The organism is Rhizobium sp. AN68 (assembly GCF_030758035.1).
In the GTDB taxonomy this organism is placed as follows: Bacteria; Pseudomonadota; Alphaproteobacteria; order Rhizobiales; family Rhizobiaceae; genus Agrobacterium; species Agrobacterium tumefaciens.
This window is the reverse complement of the sequence record NZ_JARWMI010000001.1, coordinates 503449-524834: the sequence shown is the minus strand read 5'-3', so window position 1 is coordinate 524834 and position 21386 is coordinate 503449. Positions and strand designations below refer to the sequence as shown.

The window sequence follows — 21386 nt, the reverse complement described above, 5'->3', positions numbered from 1 at the left end:
GGAGTTTTCCGCGTTAACTTCTCGGCTGGGAAAAGGAGCGGAACTATGAAGGCAGCGAAGTTCTCGGACGCGCAGAAGGCGTTTATTTTGAAGCAAGGCGACGACGGCGTGCCTGTGGCGGAGATTTGCCGCAAGGCGGGGATCAGCCAGGCGACCTATTTCAATTGGCGCAAAAAGTATGCGGGTCTGCTGCCCGATGAGATGCGTCGATTAAAGGCTCTGGAAGATGAGAATTCCAGGCTCAAGAAGATCGTGGCAGACCTGACGCTGGACCGGGAGATGCTGCAGGACGTAATCCGCCGAAACGTATGGTCCGCCCTGTCATTGCAAGGATTTTAGGTTCCGGCGATAGCAGTTTGCGTAAATGTATCCGGCCTCTCGCGAGTGGACTGCTGTTGCAGCCAGGCCCTGATGAGATCCGCACATTCTGTTTCCAAATAGCTTCTTCGGGCACGAAGCCCGCTTTCGTCCAGGATTTACGGAGTGTCGATCCAGACGCCAAGACGATCCTTGCCGCGATCTAGATGCAGCATGCATGACCGTGCTCCATGAATGATCAAACGACGAAGATAATTGTTGCCGCGTTTGCTGATACCCAGGAGGTCCTGCTTCCCTCCGGTGGAATATTGTCGAGGCACCAGGCCCAGCCAGGCCGCAACGTCCCGGGCTTTGGAAAAGCGTGCGGGATCACCGATCGCGGAAAGAATGGCGGTTGCGCCAAGCGGCCCGATCCCCGGAATTGTCATAAGGCGTCTTGCACGCTCGTCGGTATCGGCGATCTTCTCAATGTCGTCGGAGACCTGTTTGATCCGGGCTTCGAGCCGGCGGAAATCATCATGCAGATCTCGTAGAACAGATCGCGCCATAGGTGTCAGATCATTGTCAAGGTCATCCATAACCCGGCAAATGTCGACATTGAATACGCCAGCTCCCTGTCGCATCGCGACACCATGCTCGAGGCAATAGGCGCGCATTTGGCAAATCAGGTTCGTCCGGGCCGATACCAGTCGGCTACGAACCCGGTGCAGCATTTGAAGGTCAACCTGATCCGCTTGCTTGACACCAACAAAACGCATTGTCGGTCGCGTTGCAGCCTCGACGATTGCCGCGGCATCGATGATGTCATTCTTGTTCGACTTCACATAGGGCTTCACGAATTGCGCAGGGATAATGCGGACGGAATGACCCATCGTCTACAGTTTGCGCGCGAGCCATTGCGATCCCGGACAGGCTTCCATTCCAACAAGCGTCCGGTGAGCCCGTTCGAAAAACTGCAACAAAGTCTCACGTCGGAACTTGACGCGCTGAACGATCGCGCCCGAGCAATCAAGGCCCACGACATGGAAGAGGTTCTTTCCAATATCTACTCCAAAGACGGCGCACTCCTGTGGTTGGTTACGATTCATAATCAGGGCCCTCCTTTGCCCATCCCCACTATGCTCTCGGGAGACAGGGCGGACCATCCCATTAGCTCTGAGGCCTGTCCGGAAGCGCAAGCTGATCGACGGAATGTTGGTGGATTGGGGCATTTCGATCCGAAGGGCCTGCAAGGTTCTGAAGTTCGATACGTCGACCTACCACTACAAGTCCCGCCGTACCGGACAGGCCCCACTCGAACGGCGCATCAAGGAGATTTGCGAGACACGCGTGCGGTATGGCTACCGCCGCGTTCATGTGCATTTGCGCCGAGATGGCTGGAAGATCAATATGAAGAAGACACGCAGGATTTACAGCGAGTTAGGGCTTCAACTGCGTAACAAGCATCCCAAGCGCCGGGTGGAGGCAAAGCTCAGAGACGATCGCCAGGAGGCTGTCGGGCCGAACGACGTCTGGGCGATGGACTTTGTCCACGACCAGCTCGCGACCGGTAAGAAGCTGCGCATCCTGACCGTGGTCGACACGCACTCACACTACTGCCCGGCCGCCGACGCTCGCTTCACCTATAGCGGCGAAGATGTCGCCCAGACCTTGGAAAACATCTGCCGGAAGACCGGTTATCCGAAGACGATAAGGGTGGACAATGGCAGTGAGTTCATCTCCCGTGACCTCGACCTCTGGGCCTATGCCAACAACGTCACCCTGGACTTCTCGCGGCCCGGCAAACCAACTGACAACGGCTTCATCGAGGCCTTCAACAGTAAGCTGAGATCGGAGTGCCTGAACGCCCGTTGGTTCCTGACCCTTGCGGATTCGCGCGAAAAGTTGGACACGTGGCGTCGATACTTGTATGAAGTGGATTTTGTCAATCCATCGTCATTCCCCCCAATCTTGCTCTCCATCGATTGTTTGCAGTCGCTTGGTAATCTGGCACGCTGGTGCCTCTACTTGTATCCGGCTGAGGCGATCGCCCCCGACCATAATCCCGATTCATGGTGGCCAAGCGTCTGCTTCGAAGCGCGGTACCAAACTACAACTCGGCGTGTAATTTCCATCTCGACGCACGGTAGCCACGCTTCCCTCTCAACTGCCCGTCGGCGGTTGAACCTTTATTTGGCGGCGACAGATAGAGTAGCCCCTTCGGGCACCACACCGTCTTCGATGAACCGCCAGAATGCTATTGCAAGTTTGCGAGCCAATGCCACCACTCCGACCTTTCCGGACCGGCTTCCTTGCCCCGAGAAGCGGGAGCGGTACCATCGCGCCAGCTGGCTTTGTGGTTGATACTTGAGCCAACACCAGGCCAGTTCGATCAGCATCACGCGTGCTTGCTTGTTGCCCGCTTTGCTGATGCCTTGATCTCGATGCACCTCTCCACTCGCATAAGGGCTGGGGGCCAACCCGAGATAGGATGCTAGATGCTTCCGATTTTTGAAGGTTCGATGAAACACTTCGGCTACCAGGTGCGCAGCACCGACTTCACCAACGCCATCAAGTTGCTTTAAAACCCTGATCTTCGAACTGCTATTGATATCTTCTTCAGAAGCGCAAGCCTGAATACACTCTTTCTCCAGAGCCTTGAGTTGCGAATGCACGAGGTCCAGCCGTTCGAACTGGCGGCAAAGCTCATGGAAAATGAAACGGCCCAGCTCCCTGCCGTCACCAGTTCGGATATTCGAGAGTGCTTCCTTCCAGCGCCCTCCCCAAAGACCGGGAACTGAGCGAATACCGTGAAGTATCAACAAGGCGCGAATCCGATTGACGTGGCGTGTGCGCTCCTTCTTCAATTGGGTACGTTCTCGGGATAGGCGCTTGGCGTCCTCTTCATCGACACTGGGTAGCCGCACTGGGCGGCAAACCGACCTATCTCCGAGCAGATAAGCCTTCAGGGTAAAGACCATCGCTTCAACATCGATGCGGTCTGTCTTCACACGTCGGCCTCGGCGGGAAACCAAAAAACTCGACGGGTCCAAAACGGTAGTATCGATACCGCTGTTGAGAAGAAAGCGGGCAAGCCAAAAGCCATCATAGCCCGCCTCAAAACATACCCGCAGCGGCCCTGCCGAAAATCCTGACGGAGAGCGATTTCCTGTCATGCTTCGAATTCTTAAAAGAGCGGATAGAAGAGCCTCCGCGTTACCGCCGGCAACCGTAACCGTCTGCACCTTGTCCAAGCCAGGCAGAAGGTAGCCGATCAGCCAAGTTCGCTGGCTGAGTTCAAGGGCGAAATAGCAATCGGTGACACCTGCAGCGCTGATCATCCTCCTTGGAAAAGCGGAGGCAAATTAGCACGCTCCGCGGCGAGCTTGCATAGGATCTACAACGAGGAACGTCCTCACTCGGCGCGGATATAACGTCCCGATCGCCCTACATAATCCCGGCGGCGCAACCAGCTAGCCATCGGGATCAGAGCCGGAAAACTACAGCTTCCGGCGGTCCAAGGTTTGGTCCCAGAGCAAATCTTCCATAGGCCTGCGCCAAGGCGGGGGTACGTTGTGCCCAGGGCCATATCCGATTTATTCCGAGTTATAAATTTTTCATATCCATTAATAAGCTATGCGTAGTTGTCAAAACTCCTGAAGTTGTGCGCAGATACCGCGTCTGGCGCTGAGGCACTGGGTACCGGAGGCGCTAGATGAGGCGCACTGCGCTCCTCCAGCTCGTGATTGACGCGACGTTTAAGCTAATAAAAGAGGGGTGCAAAATGTCCATTATTACACTGCTACAGGGACTGAAACGCCAACTGGCGCTAACTGCAGTGGGCGCGGTCACCGTGGCTGCTCCAGTGCTTGCAGAGCCTATTAAAGTTGGCGTCGGGGTGGATCCCGGCTATGTCTCATTCTTTGTGGCTAATCAGGAAAAGCTATTCGAAAAGAACGGAGTGGAGGTCAAATTTACAACCTTCGCTTCCGGCCCGGAGGCTCTGGATGCTATCATAGCTGGGACTGTCGACGTGGCGGCGGCCGCGGAAGTTAGCACCATCATCAGAATGGGTCGCGGCGATATAAGTGCGGTTGGCGTCGTCAACCAATCCGGTCAGTTCCTCAAAATGGCCGGTAAGGGCGACATCAATGATCCCACAGCCATCAAATCATTGGGCGTCGTCCCCGGCGGCGCGATGGAATACCTTGCAAATCTGACAATTAAAAAATACGGCCTTGATACGTCGAAGTTGAAGATCGTGAAGGCCGGTCCACCGGAAATGTCTGCTCTTCTTCTAAGAGGCGACATTGACGCATTCTGGCTTTTCGAACCCTTTCCATCTGTTGCCGTAAAGCAAGGCGGCAAGATCTTGGCCAGAAGCGGAGACGTCGGTTATGTCTACAACTTCTGGGTTTCGGCAAACGGCGAATGGATAAATGCCAACCAGCCAAAACTCAAGGCGATCACAACCGCACTTGCCGAGGCATGCGAAATCGCCAGGAATGACCCGCAGCGCGCTGCTGAGTCAGTGCGAAAACAAGCAAAAATCCCTCTTGAGCAGACCCTCGAGTTCCTGAAGCAGATCGAATGCAAGATGCGGGACTTCACAGACGCAGACTTCCAGAGCTATGACTCGGTTGCCAATTTTCTTGTCGACGCCAAGATCACCCCTGCCTTGGTTGACTATAAGCCCAAGGTAATTCGCGGCTTCTACAAGCCATAATTTAATAACGCGGAGGGGTGGATATTATTGAATGTCCCCCCCTTTTCATCTTTCCCGATTATCAATTTTAAAGTTTATATCGAGTTCGACATATAGTCGCGATATGACTCAGGAATTCATTTGCACTAGTTTGCGGAGACCATGTCACGCGCGACCTTTCGGATAATAGGCTGAAATGCCAGAACCGATGGTGAGACTGATCGACCGGTCGCATGTATGAGCGAAATTTCCCGACCCAGGCACGGATCGGTCAATGGTCTGACAGAGATATCGCGATTACGGACATGCGTTGAGGCGCAGGCTGGCAGAACCGCCAAACCGAGGTTTGCTTCAACGAACGCGAGCGCGGTGGCGATCTGAGAAACCTCAAAGGTCGGCTCCATGGCTATCTGGCATTGCTCGAACCCATTCTCGACAAGGTGCCGGATTCCGCTTTGCCGGGTCAATGTGATCAGGGGTCGGCCCGCCAATTGAGCCCATGTATAACCGGCGCTTTCGGCGTCATCCCCCATGCGAGCGGAAAACACCATCAGATTGTCTTTCGCTAAGGTAACCCTTTCTATCCCCACTTCATCCGGGATAAATGTCCCCAGGCCACAGTCGGCTCGACCTGAAACGACCTGCTCGACGATTTCATGGGTCGGCACATCTATGATCGCTATCTTGATATTCGGGTAGCATACCTGAAATTCCGAAATCGCTTTTGGCAGGATAGCGGCCGCGAGCAAAGGTGGAGAGGCTATCATCAGCCTGCCTCTTTGCCTTTCGGAGGTGGCGTGAGCATTGCTGACTGCACGCTCCAGATCCTCCATGATAAGACGAGCGGAACTCTGGAATTCCTGCCCGCCCAATGTCAACTCAACCTTTCGGGTGGTGCGATCGAAGAGCCTGAGGCCAAGTTCATTTTCGAGCTCCCGAACATTTTGTGAAAGCGCAGGCTGGGCCAACTTCAGACGCTCCGCGGCTTTTGTAAAGCTGCCTAATTCAGCGACGGCCAGGAACACCTGGATTTGGCGCAATGTGACATTCATCGTGAGAACCACTTTTAGCGAGGATTTATAAATGCATATGCATAATATGAATTGTCATGTAAAAGTCACTAACTTAAACTCCTTCAATGCTATGAGCCCGTTCAACCGCATGGCGGCGCGGGCGGCGATTGAAAGGTGTGTCAATGCGTTTTGCGCTTCTGATCTTTGCAGGAAACGATACCGGTTCAAACGTATCAGGCACGCATTGCTTGAACGATCTGCGCCAATTGATCGCGCATTGCCCTGATACGACTTCGGCCAACATCTACATCCCTGGTCAGGCAAAAGATAAGTTCGGGCGGGATGAGCATCTGCCGGTTCTGGGAATCCAGATCTATTTCGAGGAGCTATCCCAGTTAGAGCAGGCAACAGCGCCAGGCGGTTATCTGCAGCAGTTGCAGGAAATAGAGATCCTGTCCGGGCATAAAGGGACGTGGATCACGCAGCAAGCCATGTATGTGCGTCACTATAAGGTGGACGCGCCGGATCTAAAGGCAGAAGAAAACGGACTCTACTGCTCATACGTCGTCCATTATCCTGGGCCAGCCGTCGATCAGGATCAGTGGATGCATCACTATATTAGCCATCATCCACCAATCATGCGGACTTTCCCAGGCATCAGAAGCATCGAAATCATGACCAGAGTCGACTGGATCAGTTTCCTTCCTTGGCAACGCGTCAACTACATGCAACGAAATCGCGTTATGTTTGACAACCAGCAGGCCCTGACTGAGGCACTACACTCGCCCACCAGAGATGCAATGAGAGCAGACTTTGAGAAGTTCCCGCAATTCCACGGTGGTAACCATCACTATCCGATGCTAACCACCATTGTAGGCGCCAAGTCATAGGATAGAGCAGCGCGGTCAGACCGTCATCTTTTACCATGGCTCTAATAAAATCTGAGTTACGAGGAGATCAAGACGGTCATCGACGACATGCCGACCTACGGATATCGCCGGGTTCACGCGATCCTGCGCCGTAAAGCCCGCAACGAAGACCGTCCATGGCCGAATGCCAAGCGCGTCTATCGAGTGATGAAGGTTCACGGGATGCTCCTTCAGCGCCACACCGGCGCAATTGACACCCGTCGCCATGACGGCCGCGTCGCCGTGAGCAATCCAATCTGCGTTGGTGTTCAGACGGGTTCGAAATCGGCTGTGAAAACAAAGAGAAGGTCCGCGTTGCCTTCGCTCTCGATTGCTGTGATCGTGAACTGCCCCCCATTTCGACCGGACAGTCGGCATAAGCAGAAAGGCTCTAGCACATGCTTGAGGACATGTGTGGACGCCTCCGGGTGCGTAAGAAGAATCTTTGGGTTTTGGCGTCGAAGTTTGGTGCGGACATGTGTTCGGCTTCTTTTGCGGCGAAGCACCGCCGCCCGCCAGATGGATTACGCGAGCTCGGTCCACTTCAGGCTTACGTGCTGCCAGCACTTATCCTCAATCTGGTTCTCCGAGCCCCGTTCAAACTCTTCGGCCATGCGATCCTTAGACCTTCATTGCTGCACAGGTATTCACTCGGCTGGCTGCATGTAGGACCCTCCGTGCTTTAGAATTGCCCAGGCGACGCGAGCCATCTTGTTCGCTAGCGCTACGATCGCCAGCATCGGTGGCTTTCTGTGCATAATGCTGGCGAGCCAAGCGCTTGGATTGATCTTCCCACGCCTCACCCAAGAGACGACGGCACTGGCCCCCATGATCAGCAGGCGTCTGATGGATCTGTCGCCTTTCGAAAAAAGCTATCACGCGCAAAACTTGCCTTTCATAGCCGAGCATCCGACTTGCCTTGTTGCAATGGAGGCCTGCGCCGGAGCCCATCACTGGGGTCGGGAAATTGGAAAGCTGGGCCACGATGTGCGCCTTATTGCCCCTCAGTACGTCAAGCCTTTTGTAAAGCGTCAGAAAAATGATGCCGCCGACGCTGAATCTCATCGAGATTGCCGCTAAACACCGCCAGCAGAGTCAAGCCATGGCGTTCAAAACTCGCGACCTTTTGATGGCTCAGAGAACGCAAACTATAAATGCCCTTCGCGGACACTTTGCGGAATACGGAATTGTCGTCCCAACAGGCCCGCAAAACATTCGCCAACTTGCCGCAGTTTTACACGAACCGGAGCCAAATTTGCCGGAGGCAGTTGTCGAGCTCGGTCGAGAACTGAAGCACCTTCAGATGCTCAATGAACGCATTCAAACACTGGACGAGGTCGTGAGAAAGGCCGCACACACGGATGAAACGGCACGACGGCTTATGAAGGTTCCGGGGATAGGGCCGATAACTGCCGCAGCAATGGTCGCTCTTTCTCCAGATACATCAACCTTCTCCAAGGGCAGGGATTTTGCGGCCTGGCTTGGACTCACGCCGAAACAGAATTCTACAGGGGGTAAAACACGTCTTGGAAAGACGTCAAAGATGGGACAACGTGATCTTAGGCGACTCTTGATTATCGGCGCGATGGCAGTTGTTCGACACACTGCCAAACAGGTCAGTGAAAAAGAGTCGTGGCTTGGACGAATGCTAGCGCGCAAACCAAAGATGCTAGTGGCAGTGGCGTTGGCAAACAAAATTGCTCGTGTCGCTTGGGCGTTGATGGCTCGCGGCGGGGTATATGAATCTCCAGCTACCGTCTGACTGCGGCGGCTAGAGTGTCGGCATGCGGGTGATCTAAGCGGAGGTTTATGGGCGAAAGTTGAGAGTGACGGGATCGGAAACCCAGTTAAAAACCACGTGCCCCGAGCACGCCTGTCCGATGTGGACCGAATCCCCGCACGAACCATAATGGCCAGCATCTAAAGCGATGCACTTCAATAGGCCGGACACACGACGGAACTCAACCGCATGCTCATGACCGAAGAAAAAATCACTTGCATTGCGAGAGGTGTCCACACACGGTTTTTAAGGGGCAACTCCACTCTCCGATCTGTGCCTCTCTGTGGAGGTATTCAGTGACTGCGGCCCCAACAGGTGTGGGCATCAGCGCAGCACCCGGGTTATTGAGATGGATGCGATGGCTACACCTGGCGTGTCAGCACGTATCTGCTCGATCTCTGCCGCGCTAAGGGATCTTTTCCTAATGTCGTTTAGAGATTTTAGAACTAGAAAATAGGCAACAGCAAACCAATGCAACTCGAAGCTCACAGCTACCTCGAACGGATCGGCACAACCATGCTGACAGCGGCAAACAGTATCGTTGCTCGGGTACAAAAGGGAGGCGATGTTCAAACCTCAGATCACGAGGCCTGGAAGTCTGTTTTCAATCATTCTTACGATGTTTAGAGCGGTCATCGTGGATGATTTGGGATTGGCCGGTAGAGGTCTGTTGGATACATTGATGCTCAAATTCCCAAAGCTGCCTTCCACATAGATCACATGACTGTTTAGAGCTGCTTTGGCATCCGCAACCAGCGACACTTGTGTCTTTTCGATGCCTACTCCAGCAAGAGAGCTAAGGATCGCGACATTTGCATTTTGAGGAAACCTGGAAGCAGCCTGACTAGCGCTTCCAACAAAGATGCTCGTTGCCTCCTTCAATTCATGTAAATTGCAAAGTCGCTCGGCTTCGGTACCGATCCACGCACCGGGCGGCTTGGTAATCCTGTGCTCCACACGATCAAGGCTCAGTCTCGATGCGGCTGAAAGCGCATCGAGACCGGCCAGCGCCCCGGGAGGGAGGATTAGTTGCCGTCCATTGTTGCGCGCAAGCGTGGTCAACTCTGTCAACAAACCCTCGTTGACGAAGGCCGAGGTTGAGGACACTGCGAAATCCATGTTTGCGCAGAGAGCTGCCCGCCCGAAGGATGCCACGCTTTCTCGACCCGCAGCTTCGACCACGAGTCGAGCACCAGTGGAAACGAGTTCTTCAGGGCTGGATATGAGCTTGGCACCCTGTGGCAGATCGGGACGAGCTTTGGCAGTGTCCCTCACCGCCACGGCGACGATCTTTGCACCGGAGCGTCTTTGCTCAAGCATATTGGCGACCGTCTGGCTGATGGCTCCCCATCCGACGAGACATACTGTTTCTGTTTGAGTCATTCTGCACCGTGCAATTCAAATCTGACGCGATATTCATTCGGAAGTTGGCCAACTCAAAATCAAGGTTGACCAGGAAGGGGCAGGCAGCGATTTCAACTGCGTTGACACCCCTCCCCTTGGCCCGTCATGGCGGTGACGATCAGAGCTTGACCCAACCCTCTGGCGGGGTTTTGCCAGGATGAATCGTTCCGCAATGCTTGCAGGTTCGCAATTCCTCGCTGGCGTAGAATTTGCTGTAGATCGGAGGAAGATCATCAACGATCGACTCGAGATCTACCTCCGCCCGATGGACCAAGTTTGAGCATTCAAAGCAGTACCATTCGACTGCGTCCAAAACACCTTCAGGCCGCGCTGGTTCTACCACCAGGCCGATCGAGCCTTCCTGAGGGCGTTGCGGCGAGTGCCGCACATGCGGAGGCAACAGGAAGATATCACCTTCCCGGATCGGAACATCGTAGAATTCCCCGGTCTTGGTGTCATGAAGCTTGAGCAGCATGTCACCTTTGAGCTGATAGAAGAATTCCTCAACAGGATCATCATGGTAGTCCGTACGGCGATTTGGTCCACCAACGATCGTCACCATAAGATCCGCGTCTTTCCAGATCTGCTGGTTACCGACTGGAGGCTGCAGCAAATGCTGATGTTCTGCGATCCATTTCTGCAGGTTGAAAGCGCTCAGTTTAGCCATCGTTATATCCTCTCGTATCTCAGGACTTGGCAAGGTCACATGATTCAAAAGCTTCGCGGATGATCCGCTTCTCAGCATCATTCAGTTCCAGAAGCGGGGCACGCACTGGTCCGCCGACCTGTCCAAGCAGTTCTTGCCAATACTTTTGATGGGCGTGCGGCTTTTCTGCAGGACGAGAATTGCGGAACGCATTTCGTACGTTTTGGAGACTTTCACTCACGCTGCGGGCGCGCCCAGCCTCGCCGGCAAAAGCCAGATCAGTATATTCGCGCATTCGTCGATCGTTTTTGGTTTGATAGGTATAAGGCGGCGACGAGCAGAGATAGAGCTGCCAGCCAAGCTCCAGAACGTTTTCGAGCCACTCTTCCTCAGACGCGGTAGATACCAGAATGCGGTCACTCGCCAATCGGGTCAGCTCTTTGTACATGTCCCTCGGGACGGAATATTTGATAGCAACAACTGTCTCGATATCGGCAAGACGGTTGCAAAGTTCAGGACTCATCAGATAGCCGCTATCCGGATGAGACCACAATGCCATTCCGATATCGACCTTGGCGGCAATCGTCTCATAGTACCGCAGCAAAGTTTCGTCCTGAGCTTTAAAGAAGTTCAGAACGGGAGCATGAACGACGATATAGTCGGCTCCGCACGCCTGCGCATGCTTTGCAAGATCGATGACGACATCGAGATTTTGATCTGAGCAAGACATGATCGTCTGTGCACGACCGTCGCACGCTTCAACCGACAAGTCGAAGAGGCGCTTACGCTCTTCAACGGACATGGAAAAGAATTCGCCTTGCTTGCCTGCAATGAAGAAGCCATCGATTGAAAGATCGGTAATCCATGTTTCCATGTTTCTCTGGAATCCGTTTTCATCAATCGAGCCATCGGCGCGGAAAGGGGTATTGGCTGCAGCCCAAATGCCTCGCATTGTCTCGCGCGAGTAGGACTTGGCGCTCTTACGGTCGTATTTCATTGTTTCTCCTCTAGAAGCCCCATTCCTTTGCCTTTTGTGGCAGTACGGAGGATGCCGGCGGCGTTACGTGGCCCAGCACTCAAGATGGCCAGTCAAATGATGCGTCTTGATTGCCATTAAGGCGGAGATTGTGTTATTTAGGAACTGGGCGTTTAAGCATATATTTATGTTTGTTCGAGTATGAATGACGATGGTCAATATCCGGCAAATTCGAAGCTTCCAGGCCGTCGTTGAGCTCGGTAACTTCTCTCGTGCGGCAGAACGTCTTGGCACTAGCCAAGCAAGCGTGTCCCATGCAATCAACGATCTGGAGACACTTCTGGGCGCGCGCTTATTCGATCGCACCACACGACGTGTCGAACTTACGGAAGCAGGTCAGATCTTTGCGGCAGGTGCGCTGGCAGGATTGGCGGAAATGGACCGCTCAATCGAGGCGGTTCGCGACCTGAGCAAGCTGCGCGCTGGACTGGTGCGCATAGCCGCACCGTCACTTCTGGCGGCGACCGTGCTTCCTCGTCTGACAATGAAGATGGCGAGCGTCTATCCTAATCTCAAGCTCAGCATCGAAGATCTTGGCGTTGATCTGATCGTAAACAAAGTCAGGAATGGCTTGTGCGATCTGGGCGTCGGCACGTTCAATTCCGATGAGGAGAACATAGACAGCCAACATATCCTCTCTGACCGGCTTCTCCTCTTCACATGGCAGGAGCATGAATTCAGATCGAGAGAGGAAGTGGGCTGGACGGATCTGCAAAACCAGCGGATCATCACGCTCACTCGAGAAAGCAAAATCCGGCTATTAACCGAGATCGGCTTTGAATCAGCCAACCTTGCCCTGAGGCCTTATATGGAGGTCCATCAGATTCACACTGCTCTTTCGCTGGTCGAAAATCAGATAGGGGTTGCCGTTCTTCCGACCTATGCTTTTTCGGCGCTTAACAATCGACGCATCATCGCGCGTCCACTAACAGATCCTGCCATTACCCGGCAGGTCAGCATTATTACCGCCCGCGAACGTGCAGCCTCACCTGCAGCGGCTGCGGTTCGTCCACTGCTTCGGAGTGTCTTGCGTGAAATGGTTCCTGAAGTTCTTTAGCAAGAATGCCTTCGCTTCAGATCAAACAGCCCATGCCCAGAGCCAGGCCCAGGATTGAGCATCTGCAACATGTAAGTCTGCAAACTCAACGCCGGATCCCCTCCCCTCAGCCAAGAAAGCGAGCCGTCTCTACCTGAGACGACCCTGCATTCAAGTCCCTGAGCCAGCGTTGGATTGCCCTTTGGGCGTGCGAACAACTGTTGCACCCAAGTTCGCGAGGATTTTATCCAGCGTCAGAAACAGGTTGTCGATCTCTAACAGGGTTAATCCCTCAATCATATCATGCGCATGCAGTGAAGCAGTCGGAGCCAGAGTGTGATAGATCTGGCGTCCGTGGTCGGTCAGCTCGACTTGCACAACTCGCGTGTCGATCTCCGAAATCCGACGCCGGACCAAGGAATCGCGCTCCATCTGGTCGATGAGCCGGCTGAGTGCAGACTGCGGTATGAGGGTAAGCTTGATCAGTTCGCTGATGTTTCGGGGCCCTTTGTTCATGATCACCATCAGAACACGCCACCTTTGTACCGTCACACCATATGGTCTTAATCGCTCCAGGAAGCGACTGTTCAAACTGGCAGTCACCAGGTGGAGCAGATAAGGCAGATACTGCTCGAGTTCAGAAATGTCAGCGCCGTGGGGCAACGGGCTATCGTTGCTCATGTCGCGTTCCCTTCTCGTTGGTCACAAGATCAATCTAATTCAATATGCCGGGTGGTCTGCTAGCTTCATGCACAACGCGTGCAAAAATGCAATAACCAGACTCGACACAGTTATATGATTTGTCATATAAACACTTTGGAAATCTTTCAAGCCACACGCGCCGGCGCTTTGTCGGCGTCCAGAAGACCAACAGGGAATGACGATGACTGTAGAGTTTGATCCAAAAACTGCGTTCTCAGCTGCAGAACGAACTTTGCCGAGCCTTCTGGAGCAGCAAAGCAGAACGTTCTCGGATCAAACCCTGTTCTCTTGCCTTGGAGAAAGCTGGACATTCGACGGTACACGCAAACAGGCAGCCGGTTATGCCGGTGCGTTGATGGAAACGGGTATTCGCAAGGGAGACCGGGTTGCCCTCATCTGCTCCAACAGGCCGGAATTCATGTCGGTTTTCCTGGGATGCGGATGGATGGGCAGTGTTGCGGTCCCTATCAACACGGCCTCACGTGGCTTTCAGTTGCAACATATCCTGTCAAACTCAAACGCGGCACTTCTTGTCATTGAAGAACAGTTTTTGAAGGCGCTGGATGGAATCGATTTCGACGCGCTCCAGGTCAGGACGATCTGGGTAATCGATCAAAAAGATAAGACTGCGTGGCCTCAACTTTCCGTTGACGTCAGAGATTTTCCTGCGCCTACCGTTCAGGTCGAACCCGCAAAGATTGCCCCAAGCGACCCATTGACCATCCTTTACACCTCGGGAACGACCGGACTCTCGAAGGGAGTAGTTTGCCCGCACGGCCAATTTTTCTGGTGGGGCACTTACACGGGCAAGCAACTGGGTGTCGAAAAGGGCGATGTGCTTCATACGCCTCTGCCGTTGTTTCATACCAACGCAATCAATTCATTTTTCCAGGCATTGATATATGGAGCAACCCAAGTCGTAGAGCCGAAGTTCTCCGTTTCCGGCTTTTGGGATGTGATGAGAGCTTCCGGGGCAACTGTCACTTACCTGCTGGGCGCCATGGTTCCCATGCTGCTGTCCAGACCTGAATCGCAAGCGGAAAGAGATCATGCGATACGAACGGCTCTGGCGCCGGGCGTTCCGCAACACGCGTCCGAAGAATTCGAACGCAGAACTGGCATTGTTCTTCTAGAAGGATACGGTACCACAGAGAGTAATGCGGTTATTGCTTCAACAAGCACGCATCGCCGTCACGGTTGGGCTGGTCGCCTTGTAGAAGGCTTCGAGGCTATCATCGTCGACGAACACGACAACCCTCTACCCGATGGCGAAGCCGGGGAATTCCTGATCCGCGCGACAGAACCTTTCGCTATGTCCTTGGGCTATTTCGGCATGCCCGACAAGACGGTCGAAGTTTGGCGCAATCTCTGGCTACACACCGGGGATCGCATGGTACGCAGTCCAGACGGATATTATCGTTTCGTAGATCGCATGAAAGACGCTATCCGGCGACGGGGTGAAAACATATCCTCGTTCGAGGTTGAGCAGGTTCTGATTGCTCACCCGTCTGTGGCGATCGCAGCTGTGTTTCCTGTTGCATCCGAACTGGCGGAAGATGAAGTCATGGCAGCTATCGTGCTGCGCGGGGGTCATCAACCTACCAAAGAAGAGATCATCGAATTCTGCCAAGGAAGAATGTCTTATTTCTCGATCCCTCGCTTCATTGAATATGTGGATGACATGCCGCGAACTGAGAACGGGAAAATTCAGAAATTCAAGTTGCGTGAGCGAGGTCGTACCGAAACAACATGGGACAGAGAGGCAGCAGGTGTCGTGCTTAGACGTTAATGAGTGGTGCTTTTGACTGGCTCGGCAGACCTTTAGGGCCAGGAAAAGCCTTATTGCAGTGGACTGCGGCTAGCGCCGTAGTCCACTGATCTGTTTCTTCCTTGTTCTCAGACCACACATATTCACATACATCTGTACCGGGAAATATACTCGGCACCCTGGAACAGACAGCTGCGGCTCTGGAAGAGATCACCTCGAACGTTACGTCAACATCCCGCCGCACAGGCGAGGCGCGCACGGTAGTCCGCAATGCACGTGACCAAGCAGAAAGGTCAGGTGCCGTGGTACGTAACGCGGTGACGGCGATGGAGCGCATCGAGCAGGCCTCCAGTCAAATCTCCAACATCATCAGTGTGATCGACGAGATTGCGTTCCAGACCAATCTGCTAGCCTTGAATGCAGGGGTCGAAGCTGCACGTGCGGGTGAGGCTGGCAAGGGCTTTGCTGTCGTTGCCCAGGAAGTGCGCGAGCTTGCACAGCATTCCGCCAATGCCGCCAAAGAGATCAAAGGCCTAATTGCCAACTCTACCGCCGCTGTCTCTGAAGGGGTGAAGCTAGTCAGCGAAACCGGTCAGGGGCTGACGGCGATCGAACAACTCGTTCTGACCGTCAATACCCATATGGGTGCCATCGCGACGGCAGCGCATGAACAATCGAACGGGCTTGCGGAAGTCAACACTGCGGTCAACCATATGGATCAGGCCACGCAACAAACCGCTGCCATGGTCGAGGAGATGAATGCCGCGGGTGCGGGGCTAGCGGGCGAAAGCCAGAAGCTGCATGAACTGATCTCCTGCTTCCAGCTCGGTTATGGCGCGGGATCAAATTCTCAGACCGCTGCCTTGCGGCAGACCGCTGCAACGGTGCGAGCGGCCGCATCATCAAGGCCCACACCATCGCGCAGCTCTGCGCCAGCACCGCGCAGTGTAGGCAACACCGCCCTCGCGACCGAGAACTGGGAGGAGTGCTGATCCCAGTAGCGTAAACCGGGAGGCACCAGAAAGCTTCCCCTTTGCGTTACGCCTAGACGCTTTTTACAGATGTTCAGGGCCGAAAGCTTTTGGTATGCTTCTTACAGTTCGCTCTTTGGCGCATTGGATCACGCGCTCAAAGTCGCCCCAGTCCAGAAACGCTTTCACTGGTTCTGAAGAAGTACAACGTCGTCTCCGCCAATGCCGTTGCGACGACACCTTCAACCCTTTCCGCCAATCAAACCTGTCCATAGGAAGCAAAGCATCAGACTTCAAATGAAGGAGAACCTTCAGGATGTTGTATACACGAACCTGAGGCACCTTGAAGGGATCTGAACCGTCGCCCCAGGATTTGGTAGTCTCGTTTTCGTAGAGCAAATTTAAGCTCACATTTGCCATTCAAACAAATGCGATAGTCACTCCAGCAACGTTCTCAGAAGCAAAATATCTTGATAATCTGGAAAATTCAGATATTATGGATATTCATTTTGGAGATTTTCTATGCGCCAGTACACGACGGGTGACCTCAACAAACAGGTTGGCGATGTCACAGATGCTGCGAGCCGTGAGCCGGTAGTTCTCACCAAACACCGGAAGCCACGCTTCGTACTGATGAGCTATGAGCATTATGAACGCCTGCGCAGCGGTGGCGACCCCCGCAAGCCTCATCGGGCTGCAGACATGCCCGATGAGCATGTAGAGCTGTTTAGTGCGGAAGTCGATCGGTTAGCGCGTGGTGAAGGGTACGGCGATGAGCCGTGAGTTCTTTCCCGGTCAGATAATCAGCTATCCGTATCTATGGAGCTGGCAGGATGAGCGTGGTGAGACTGAAGGACGCAAGTCGCGTCCGACCTGCGTCGTCGTTGCGGTTCGTAGTACCAAAGACAGCCTAACCCATCTAGCTCTTCTCGCAGTGACAACGCAACCGCCACAGACCGACCGCGCCGCTTTAGAAATACCTGATACGGAGGCACGTCGAGCCGGCCTGAGCGACCTGAAGCGCTGTTGGGTGATAGTTGATGAATACAATTACGATGTGGCTGAGCATTCTTGGTATATCGAGCCGGACCAGAAGACGCTCGGTCGTTTCAGCAAGGCGTTCATGATGAAGATTGCGGCCGCCTTTGGCGAAGCTTCCAGAAATTCAGGGCGCCGGATAAAGAGAATGGATTGAATCGCTAACTTTGATTTTCGCGAGTTCACTACCCGCCACCCTCCCGGCTAAAGATGGAGCGGCCAGGCTCAACATTGGCGGCTTCGCGCTTGAAAGGGATCGAACTCTGGACCCGGCAATTGAATGCAAAACCTTGCACTAGGGCGATGGATTTGCCAAAGACCCAAATTGGTACTTTGCATCGCCCGCTTGCGAGACGGGTAGTGGCTACGGCCTTGGCCTCGCGTGATTAGCGACGGTGGTGACCGTCTGGGAGTTCCTGGACGGTCTAGCGTTATGGTGAAGCTAGGCCAGCGCCAAATTCAAAGAGCGCCGTTGCTATTGGACCGGTAGCGCGTGAGCCAATGTGCATAGGGCGCTGGAAGCGCCCAGGCTGGCTTCTCTTCTCCAAGCACAATCGCGAGCTGATATGGGTAATGCGGATTTGCCAGCATGGCACGCGCCCATCATAACCACGTCAACCTCGTTCTCGGCTATGGCCTTCTCGGCGTCCGCAGGTGCATCGAGAAGCCAAGCAGAACCGACAGCAATGCCGGTTTCCGAACGAATACGTGAAGCGAATGGAACTAGGAATGCTGGCGCCCACGGCACTTTACCGACGGACGCGGAGAAGCCTATGCTCGTGCTGAAAAGATCGAGACCGCCGTCTTTGAACTGCTTCACCAGATCAATCGACTGGCTCAACATTTCCTCATCATGGCCGTCGAACACAACAATTCCGAAGCGTGCGGTCAGCGGCAGGTTCTCTGGCCAAACGTCTCGAACGGCAGCAAGTGTCTCGATCAGGAAACGGTTTCTTCCGGCCTGATCACCACCATAGGCGTCAGTTCGCTGGTTGGCGTAGGCCGAGAAAAAGCTGGAGGCGAGGTACCCGTGCGCGAAGTGAAGTTCAAGCCACTCGAACCCGGCCTCCAATGCGCGTCGTGCAGAGGCAATGAAATCACTCTTTACGCGGTCGATGTCGGAAAGCGACATCTCTTTAGGCACCTTCGAAAGGCCGCCGCCAAAGGCAATGGAAGATGGTGCAATGGTCTCCCATCCACGCGGATCGCCTGTTGGGATATGATCGTCGCCTTCCCAGGGAAGATTGGCACTTGCCTTGCGGCCTGCCCGATCTGGATGCCTGGCACAGCACCTGCAGCCTTGATCAAAGCTGCGACTTTCGCCATGCCTTCGGTCTGCTCATCTTTCCAAAGTCCGGTACAGCCCGGCGTGATACGCCCCTCTGGTGAGACTGCAGTCGCCTCAACGATAACGAGACCTGATCCGCCGCGTCCCAGGCTGCTGTAATGCGTAAAATGCCAATCGTTAACGATGCCATCCTGCGCCTGGTACTGACACATCGAAGCGACGGCGATACGGTTACGAAGGCTGACGTCCTTCAGTTGAAACGTAGAAAATAATGCTGACATTGTATTCGACCTTGCGTTATGCGTGGGAAGCGCCCCACGGAAAGTTTAGCAGGAAGACCACCGAGCTCTTCGCTCAGCCTTTATCCGCCCACTCCTTGGTTGAGACGGTTACCACTGTCCTGTGCCTTTCTATCATTGCTACGTGGCTTGTGTTTGAGGCGAGCCAATCGGCGCGATCGCCGATCAGGATGACAATATCGTTCTGTTCCGACTGGCTCGCCATCCCAAAACCAGCGAGGCAGCGCCCACGACGGCGAAGAATATAACGATAACTGACCAACCCCCTGTCATGTCATGGAGCATTCCCACCGCGAAAGGGCCGACGAGACCGCCGACGACGTAACCAACGCTTTGAACGACGCTGGAGAGCCTTGCTGCGACTTGCGGGGTTCCGGCGCGAAGTACGATGAGCGTAAGAGCGATCGCGAAGCCACCGCCCTGGCCGATCCCAACCAAGAGGGCAACGCCACTGAGCGACCATGTGGGGGCCAGCAAGAGGCCCATGGCACCCACCGTTCCGAGAATAATCATCGCAGCGGTGATGAGGCGTTGGTCGCGCAACTTTCCCGCAATAATCGGGACGAGAAGTCCGCTCGGCATCTGGGCCAGAAAGTAGATCGACATGATAAAGCCGCTGCTCTTTGAATCCAGTCCTCGGGATAACAACATCGAAGGACCCCAGCTGATAAGGGCATACGCCAGAGACGCAAAAAGCGCGAAGAAACCCATGAGCTGCCAAGACACGGGGTCATGCATGATACGAACCTTTGCCTGAACGACCGATCGCCCGCCTTTTTCGCCGAGTGCCATCCGCCCCAGAACGATCAGGGCAGTCGGGACAAGCGGTACCATCCAGAAAGAAAGGCCCGCCTCCCAACGCCCGCCCAGGGCCTGGCTAATGGGCACTGCCAATGCCGTCGATGCCGCCGCGCCAAGGCCCAACATCATTGCAAAAAGGCCCATCATCGGACCCACCTTCGAAGGAAAGTCTCTCTTGATGAGAACCGGCGTCAAGATGCCCAGAAGCGAGATGCCTGCTCCTATCAGGATGGTTCCCATATAGAGTGGCACCAGCCCGAACGAGCGCAGGATGGTGCCTGCCAGAGCGGCGACCACAGCCATCACAAGAACGAACTCGAGCCCGAAGCGCCTCGACAAAGGAGCTGCCAGCGGTCCAAACACCCCGAGGCAGATGACAGGCACGGTCATAAGGACGCTCACCCAGAAGTTTGACAGAGAAAGGTCCGCCTGGATGTCTCGGAGCAATGGAGCGACGCTGGTAAGCAACGAACGTAGATTAAAGGCCGAGAAAAGGACGAGCAGGATACTCAGCCACATACGGACCAGAGGTGCTCTCGATCCCTCGAAAAAGGTCGATGATGACCGCTCCGGCGCAATATTTTTATCAACGGATGACATTCAAGAAGCCTCATGGGTTACGTCGCATCCGCATACTCGACTAGTATAATTGACTCCAACGAATATATTGAATAGCTCTCATCTTTATTAGAGATTAATCGGGACGCGTATGGAAATTCGTCAGATCGAACTGTTTGTCGCAGCCGCCGAAGAACAACACTTTACGAAGGCCGCCGAGAGGTGCGGGATCGTACAGTCCGGTCTCTCATCGGCAATCAGGTCCCTTGAGGAGGAGATGGGTGCTTCTCTGTTCATCAGAAACACCCGCCGGGTGGAGCTCAGTCCCGCCGGGCAGGTCTTCCTTCCAGAAGCCCGCCGCGTACTTGCGGCCATGCGGGCTGCGAAGCGATCTATTGGTGAAGTTCAGACTGGGGCATCGGGCCGCATCGTCGTATCTATGGTTCAAAGTCTTGCTCCAAGCCTCGACATCCCGCGGCTATTGCATGAATTTCGGACGGCCCACCCTAACGTCGAGATCAGCGTGCGCGAAACGCGGCCAAGCGAGCTGGCCCTCGAATTGCGTCGAGGATCGATCGACGTCGCCTTCATGCCATCCTACAGCGTGAACCACAGCGGTTTCGATGTACTGTCTGTCGTGTCGTCGCAAATGACGATTGTCGGCGCGGCAGACCATCGCCTGGTGAGCGAACGGGATATTCCGTTCGAGGCGATAAGCGCAGAACCATTCGTCGATCTATCGACACGCTGGGGCCTGCGCCAGATCGCCGATCAGATATTCGCAAGCCAGGGAACCCACCGAACGACGACGTTCGAAGTCGACGAATTTTCACTGCTCCTGCAGTTTGTCGAACGTGGGTTCGGTCTGGCGATGGTACCTCGCGCATTGATCGCAAATCATCGGCTGGCTGCGCTCGATGTCACCCTTCAGAACAGAAATTTTCCGGTCTGGGAACTCGGCATGTATTCCGCCCAGCAGAGAGATGGACTTCCCGCAAACCCGGTCGCACAGATGTTTCGAGACGCTGTGCGGAGGTCCGTGACCAAGGTTGCGTAATCGGCTGCGCCGGATCGCGACCATAATCTTTACAGCATATCCCTCTAAGGTGGCGCCCCGCATTCGGGGAATGTCACCG

Annotated in this window: 16 protein-coding genes and 7 pseudogenes; 12 read left to right on the top strand and 11 right to left on the bottom strand. The window is 54.5% G+C overall.

Features of this window, described 5'->3' with window-relative positions; all coding sequences use genetic code 11:
• Positions 1 to 45: 45 nt before the first annotated feature.
• Positions 46 to 303 (top strand): annotated as a pseudogene (locus RBH71_RS02390) (transposase); the annotation flags it as partial.
• A gap of 182 nt (positions 304 to 485) precedes the next feature.
• Here RBH71_RS02390 and RBH71_RS02385 read toward each other — a convergent pair.
• Positions 486 to 1409: pseudogene (locus RBH71_RS02385) on the bottom strand (IS110 family transposase); the annotation flags it as partial.
• 61 nt (positions 1410 to 1470) lie between these two features.
• Between RBH71_RS02385 and RBH71_RS02380 the strand changes: the two are divergent.
• A pseudogene (locus tag RBH71_RS02380) lies at positions 1471 to 2232 on the top strand (IS3 family transposase); the annotation flags it as partial.
• Between the two features lie 254 nt (positions 2233 to 2486).
• Here the strand turns inward: RBH71_RS02380 and RBH71_RS02375 are convergent.
• Positions 2487 to 3638 (bottom strand): IS110 family transposase, encoded by a 1152-nt coding sequence (locus tag RBH71_RS02375; protein WP_323687033.1) that lies wholly within the window; start codon positions 3636 to 3638, stop codon positions 2487 to 2489.
• A gap of 443 nt (positions 3639 to 4081) precedes the next feature.
• Between RBH71_RS02375 and RBH71_RS02370 the strand changes: the two genes are divergently transcribed.
• A complete protein-coding gene (locus tag RBH71_RS02370; protein ID WP_025591017.1) occupies positions 4082 to 5023 on the top strand; it encodes an ABC transporter substrate-binding protein in 942 nt (313 codons plus the stop codon).
• A gap of 125 nt (positions 5024 to 5148) precedes the next feature.
• Here the strand turns inward: RBH71_RS02370 and RBH71_RS02365 are convergent, their stop codons facing one another.
• Positions 5149 to 6054 carry a LysR family transcriptional regulator gene (locus tag RBH71_RS02365; RefSeq protein ID WP_025591015.1) on the bottom strand — a complete coding sequence of 302 codons (906 nt, stop codon included), beginning with the start codon at positions 6052 to 6054 and terminating at the stop codon, positions 5149 to 5151.
• Positions 6055 to 6197: 143 nt separating this feature from the next.
• On the opposite strand from RBH71_RS02365, the gene RBH71_RS02360 reads away from it, so the two are divergent.
• From RBH71_RS02360 to RBH71_RS02350, 3 genes and pseudogenes are all read left to right on the top strand, one after another.
• On the top strand, positions 6198 to 6905 hold the full coding sequence (locus RBH71_RS02360; RefSeq protein ID WP_025591013.1) for an EthD family reductase: 708 nt from the start codon (positions 6198 to 6200) through the stop codon (positions 6903 to 6905).
• A 60-nt stretch (positions 6906 to 6965) separates the two neighbouring features.
• Positions 6966 to 7270 (top strand): annotated as a pseudogene (locus tag RBH71_RS02355) (IS3 family transposase); the annotation flags it as partial.
• 435 nt (positions 7271 to 7705) lie between these two features.
• Positions 7706 to 8685 (top strand): annotated as a pseudogene (locus tag RBH71_RS02350) (IS110 family transposase).
• Between the two features lie 283 nt (positions 8686 to 8968).
• Here the strand turns inward: RBH71_RS02350 and RBH71_RS26580 are convergent.
• The 4 genes and pseudogenes from RBH71_RS26580 to RBH71_RS02335 all read right to left on the bottom strand — a co-directional run.
• A pseudogene (locus RBH71_RS26580) lies at positions 8969 to 9129 on the bottom strand (aminotransferase); the annotation flags it as partial.
• A 150-nt stretch (positions 9130 to 9279) separates the two neighbouring features.
• Positions 9280 to 10086 carry an aspartate dehydrogenase gene (locus tag RBH71_RS02345; RefSeq protein WP_112155512.1) on the bottom strand — a complete coding sequence of 269 codons (807 nt, stop codon included), beginning with the start codon at positions 10084 to 10086 and terminating at the stop codon, positions 9280 to 9282.
• A 139-nt stretch (positions 10087 to 10225) separates the two neighbouring features.
• Positions 10226 to 10774, bottom strand: coding sequence for a 3-hydroxyanthranilate 3,4-dioxygenase (locus tag RBH71_RS02340; protein ID WP_025591005.1), 549 nt, complete (start codon positions 10772 to 10774; stop codon positions 10226 to 10228).
• 19 nt (positions 10775 to 10793) lie between these two features.
• Positions 10794 to 11750: a dihydrodipicolinate synthase family protein gene (locus RBH71_RS02335; RefSeq protein ID WP_025591003.1), complete on the bottom strand. Its 957-nt coding sequence runs from the start codon at positions 11748 to 11750 to the stop codon at positions 10794 to 10796.
• Positions 11751 to 11934: 184 nt separating this feature from the next.
• Between RBH71_RS02335 and RBH71_RS02330 the strand changes: the two genes are divergently transcribed.
• Positions 11935 to 12846, top strand: coding sequence for a LysR family transcriptional regulator (locus RBH71_RS02330; RefSeq protein ID WP_244434302.1), 912 nt, complete (start codon positions 11935 to 11937; stop codon positions 12844 to 12846).
• Positions 12847 to 12996: 150 nt separating this feature from the next.
• Here RBH71_RS02330 and RBH71_RS02325 read toward each other — a convergent pair whose 3' ends face one another.
• On the bottom strand, positions 12997 to 13506 hold the full coding sequence (locus RBH71_RS02325; RefSeq protein WP_025590999.1) for a MarR family winged helix-turn-helix transcriptional regulator: 510 nt from the start codon (positions 13504 to 13506) through the stop codon (positions 12997 to 12999).
• Positions 13507 to 13702: 196 nt separating this feature from the next.
• On the opposite strand from RBH71_RS02325, the gene RBH71_RS02320 reads away from it, so the two are divergent.
• The 4 genes and pseudogenes from RBH71_RS02320 (at position 13703) to RBH71_RS02305 (ending at position 17461) form a co-directional block, all read left to right on the top strand.
• Positions 13703 to 15316 carry an ATP-dependent acyl-CoA ligase gene (locus tag RBH71_RS02320; RefSeq protein ID WP_202961866.1) on the top strand — a complete coding sequence of 538 codons (1614 nt, stop codon included), beginning with the start codon at positions 13703 to 13705 and terminating at the stop codon, positions 15314 to 15316.
• Positions 15317 to 15471: 155 nt separating this feature from the next.
• A pseudogene (locus RBH71_RS02315) lies at positions 15472 to 16287 on the top strand (methyl-accepting chemotaxis protein); the annotation flags it as partial.
• 501 nt (positions 16288 to 16788) lie between these two features.
• Positions 16789 to 17049: a type II toxin-antitoxin system prevent-host-death family antitoxin gene (locus RBH71_RS02310; RefSeq protein WP_025590994.1), complete on the top strand. Its 261-nt coding sequence runs from the start codon at positions 16789 to 16791 to the stop codon at positions 17047 to 17049.
• The gene (locus tag RBH71_RS02305) at positions 17039 to 17461 is read left to right on the top strand and encodes a hypothetical protein (protein WP_025590992.1); all 423 of its coding nucleotides are present in this window, start codon (positions 17039 to 17041) and stop codon (positions 17459 to 17461) included. The genes RBH71_RS02310 and RBH71_RS02305 overlap by 11 nt, the downstream gene beginning before the upstream one ends.
• Before the next feature lie 318 nt (positions 17462 to 17779).
• Here RBH71_RS02305 and RBH71_RS02300 read toward each other — a convergent pair whose 3' ends face one another.
• From RBH71_RS02300 to RBH71_RS02290, 3 genes are all read right to left on the bottom strand, one after another.
• Positions 17780 to 18436 carry a hypothetical protein gene (locus RBH71_RS02300; RefSeq protein WP_323687032.1) on the bottom strand — a complete coding sequence of 219 codons (657 nt, stop codon included), beginning with the start codon at positions 18434 to 18436 and terminating at the stop codon, positions 17780 to 17782.
• Positions 18409 to 18873, bottom strand: coding sequence for a hypothetical protein (locus RBH71_RS02295; protein WP_280113897.1), 465 nt, complete (start codon positions 18871 to 18873; stop codon positions 18409 to 18411). Before RBH71_RS02295 ends, RBH71_RS02300 begins: the two co-directional genes overlap by 28 nt.
• A 183-nt stretch (positions 18874 to 19056) precedes the next feature.
• Positions 19057 to 20211, bottom strand: coding sequence for an MFS transporter (locus RBH71_RS02290; protein WP_323687087.1), 1155 nt, complete (start codon positions 20209 to 20211; stop codon positions 19057 to 19059).
• 190 nt (positions 20212 to 20401) lie between these two features.
• Between RBH71_RS02290 and RBH71_RS02285 the strand changes: the two genes are divergently transcribed.
• Positions 20402 to 21307 (top strand): LysR family transcriptional regulator, encoded by a 906-nt coding sequence (locus RBH71_RS02285; RefSeq protein WP_025590988.1) that lies wholly within the window; start codon positions 20402 to 20404, stop codon positions 21305 to 21307.
• The last annotated feature ends 79 nt before the right edge of the window (positions 21308 to 21386 follow it).

Excerpts from the sequence above, each read along its gene's own strand:
- RBH71_RS02375 (WP_323687033.1), bottom strand. The coding sequence starts at position 3,638 with ATGATCAGCGCTGCAGGTGTCACCGATTGCTATTTCGCCCTTGAACTC.
- RBH71_RS02370 (WP_025591017.1), top strand. The coding sequence starts at position 4,082 with ATGTCCATTATTACACTGCTACAGGGACTGAAACGCCAACTGGCGCTA.
- RBH71_RS02360 (WP_025591013.1), top strand. The coding sequence starts at position 6,198 with ATGCGTTTTGCGCTTCTGATCTTTGCAGGAAACGATACCGGTTCAAAC.
- RBH71_RS02320 (WP_202961866.1), top strand. The coding sequence starts at position 13,703 with ATGACGATGACTGTAGAGTTTGATCCAAAAACTGCGTTCTCAGCTGCA.
- RBH71_RS02335 (WP_025591003.1), bottom strand. The coding sequence starts at position 11,750 with ATGAAATACGACCGTAAGAGCGCCAAGTCCTACTCGCGCGAGACAATG.
- RBH71_RS02325 (WP_025590999.1), bottom strand. The coding sequence starts at position 13,506 with ATGAGCAACGATAGCCCGTTGCCCCACGGCGCTGACATTTCTGAACTC.
- RBH71_RS02330 (WP_244434302.1), top strand. The coding sequence starts at position 11,935 with ATGACGATGGTCAATATCCGGCAAATTCGAAGCTTCCAGGCCGTCGTT.
- RBH71_RS02285 (WP_025590988.1), top strand. The coding sequence starts at position 20,402 with ATGGAAATTCGTCAGATCGAACTGTTTGTCGCAGCCGCCGAAGAACAA.
- RBH71_RS02310 (WP_025590994.1), top strand. The coding sequence starts at position 16,789 with ATGCGCCAGTACACGACGGGTGACCTCAACAAACAGGTTGGCGATGTC.
- RBH71_RS02295 (WP_280113897.1), bottom strand. The coding sequence starts at position 18,873 with ATGTCAGCATTATTTTCTACGTTTCAACTGAAGGACGTCAGCCTTCGT.
- RBH71_RS02305 (WP_025590992.1), top strand. The coding sequence starts at position 17,039 with ATGAGCCGTGAGTTCTTTCCCGGTCAGATAATCAGCTATCCGTATCTA.
- RBH71_RS02365 (WP_025591015.1), bottom strand. The coding sequence starts at position 6,054 with ATGAATGTCACATTGCGCCAAATCCAGGTGTTCCTGGCCGTCGCTGAA.
- RBH71_RS02300 (WP_323687032.1), bottom strand. The coding sequence starts at position 18,436 with ATGTCGCTTTCCGACATCGACCGCGTAAAGAGTGATTTCATTGCCTCT.
- RBH71_RS02345 (WP_112155512.1), bottom strand. The coding sequence starts at position 10,086 with ATGACTCAAACAGAAACAGTATGTCTCGTCGGATGGGGAGCCATCAGC.
- RBH71_RS02290 (WP_323687087.1), bottom strand. The coding sequence starts at position 20,211 with ATGTGGCTGAGTATCCTGCTCGTCCTTTTCTCGGCCTTTAATCTACGT.
- RBH71_RS02340 (WP_025591005.1), bottom strand. The coding sequence starts at position 10,774 with ATGGCTAAACTGAGCGCTTTCAACCTGCAGAAATGGATCGCAGAACAT.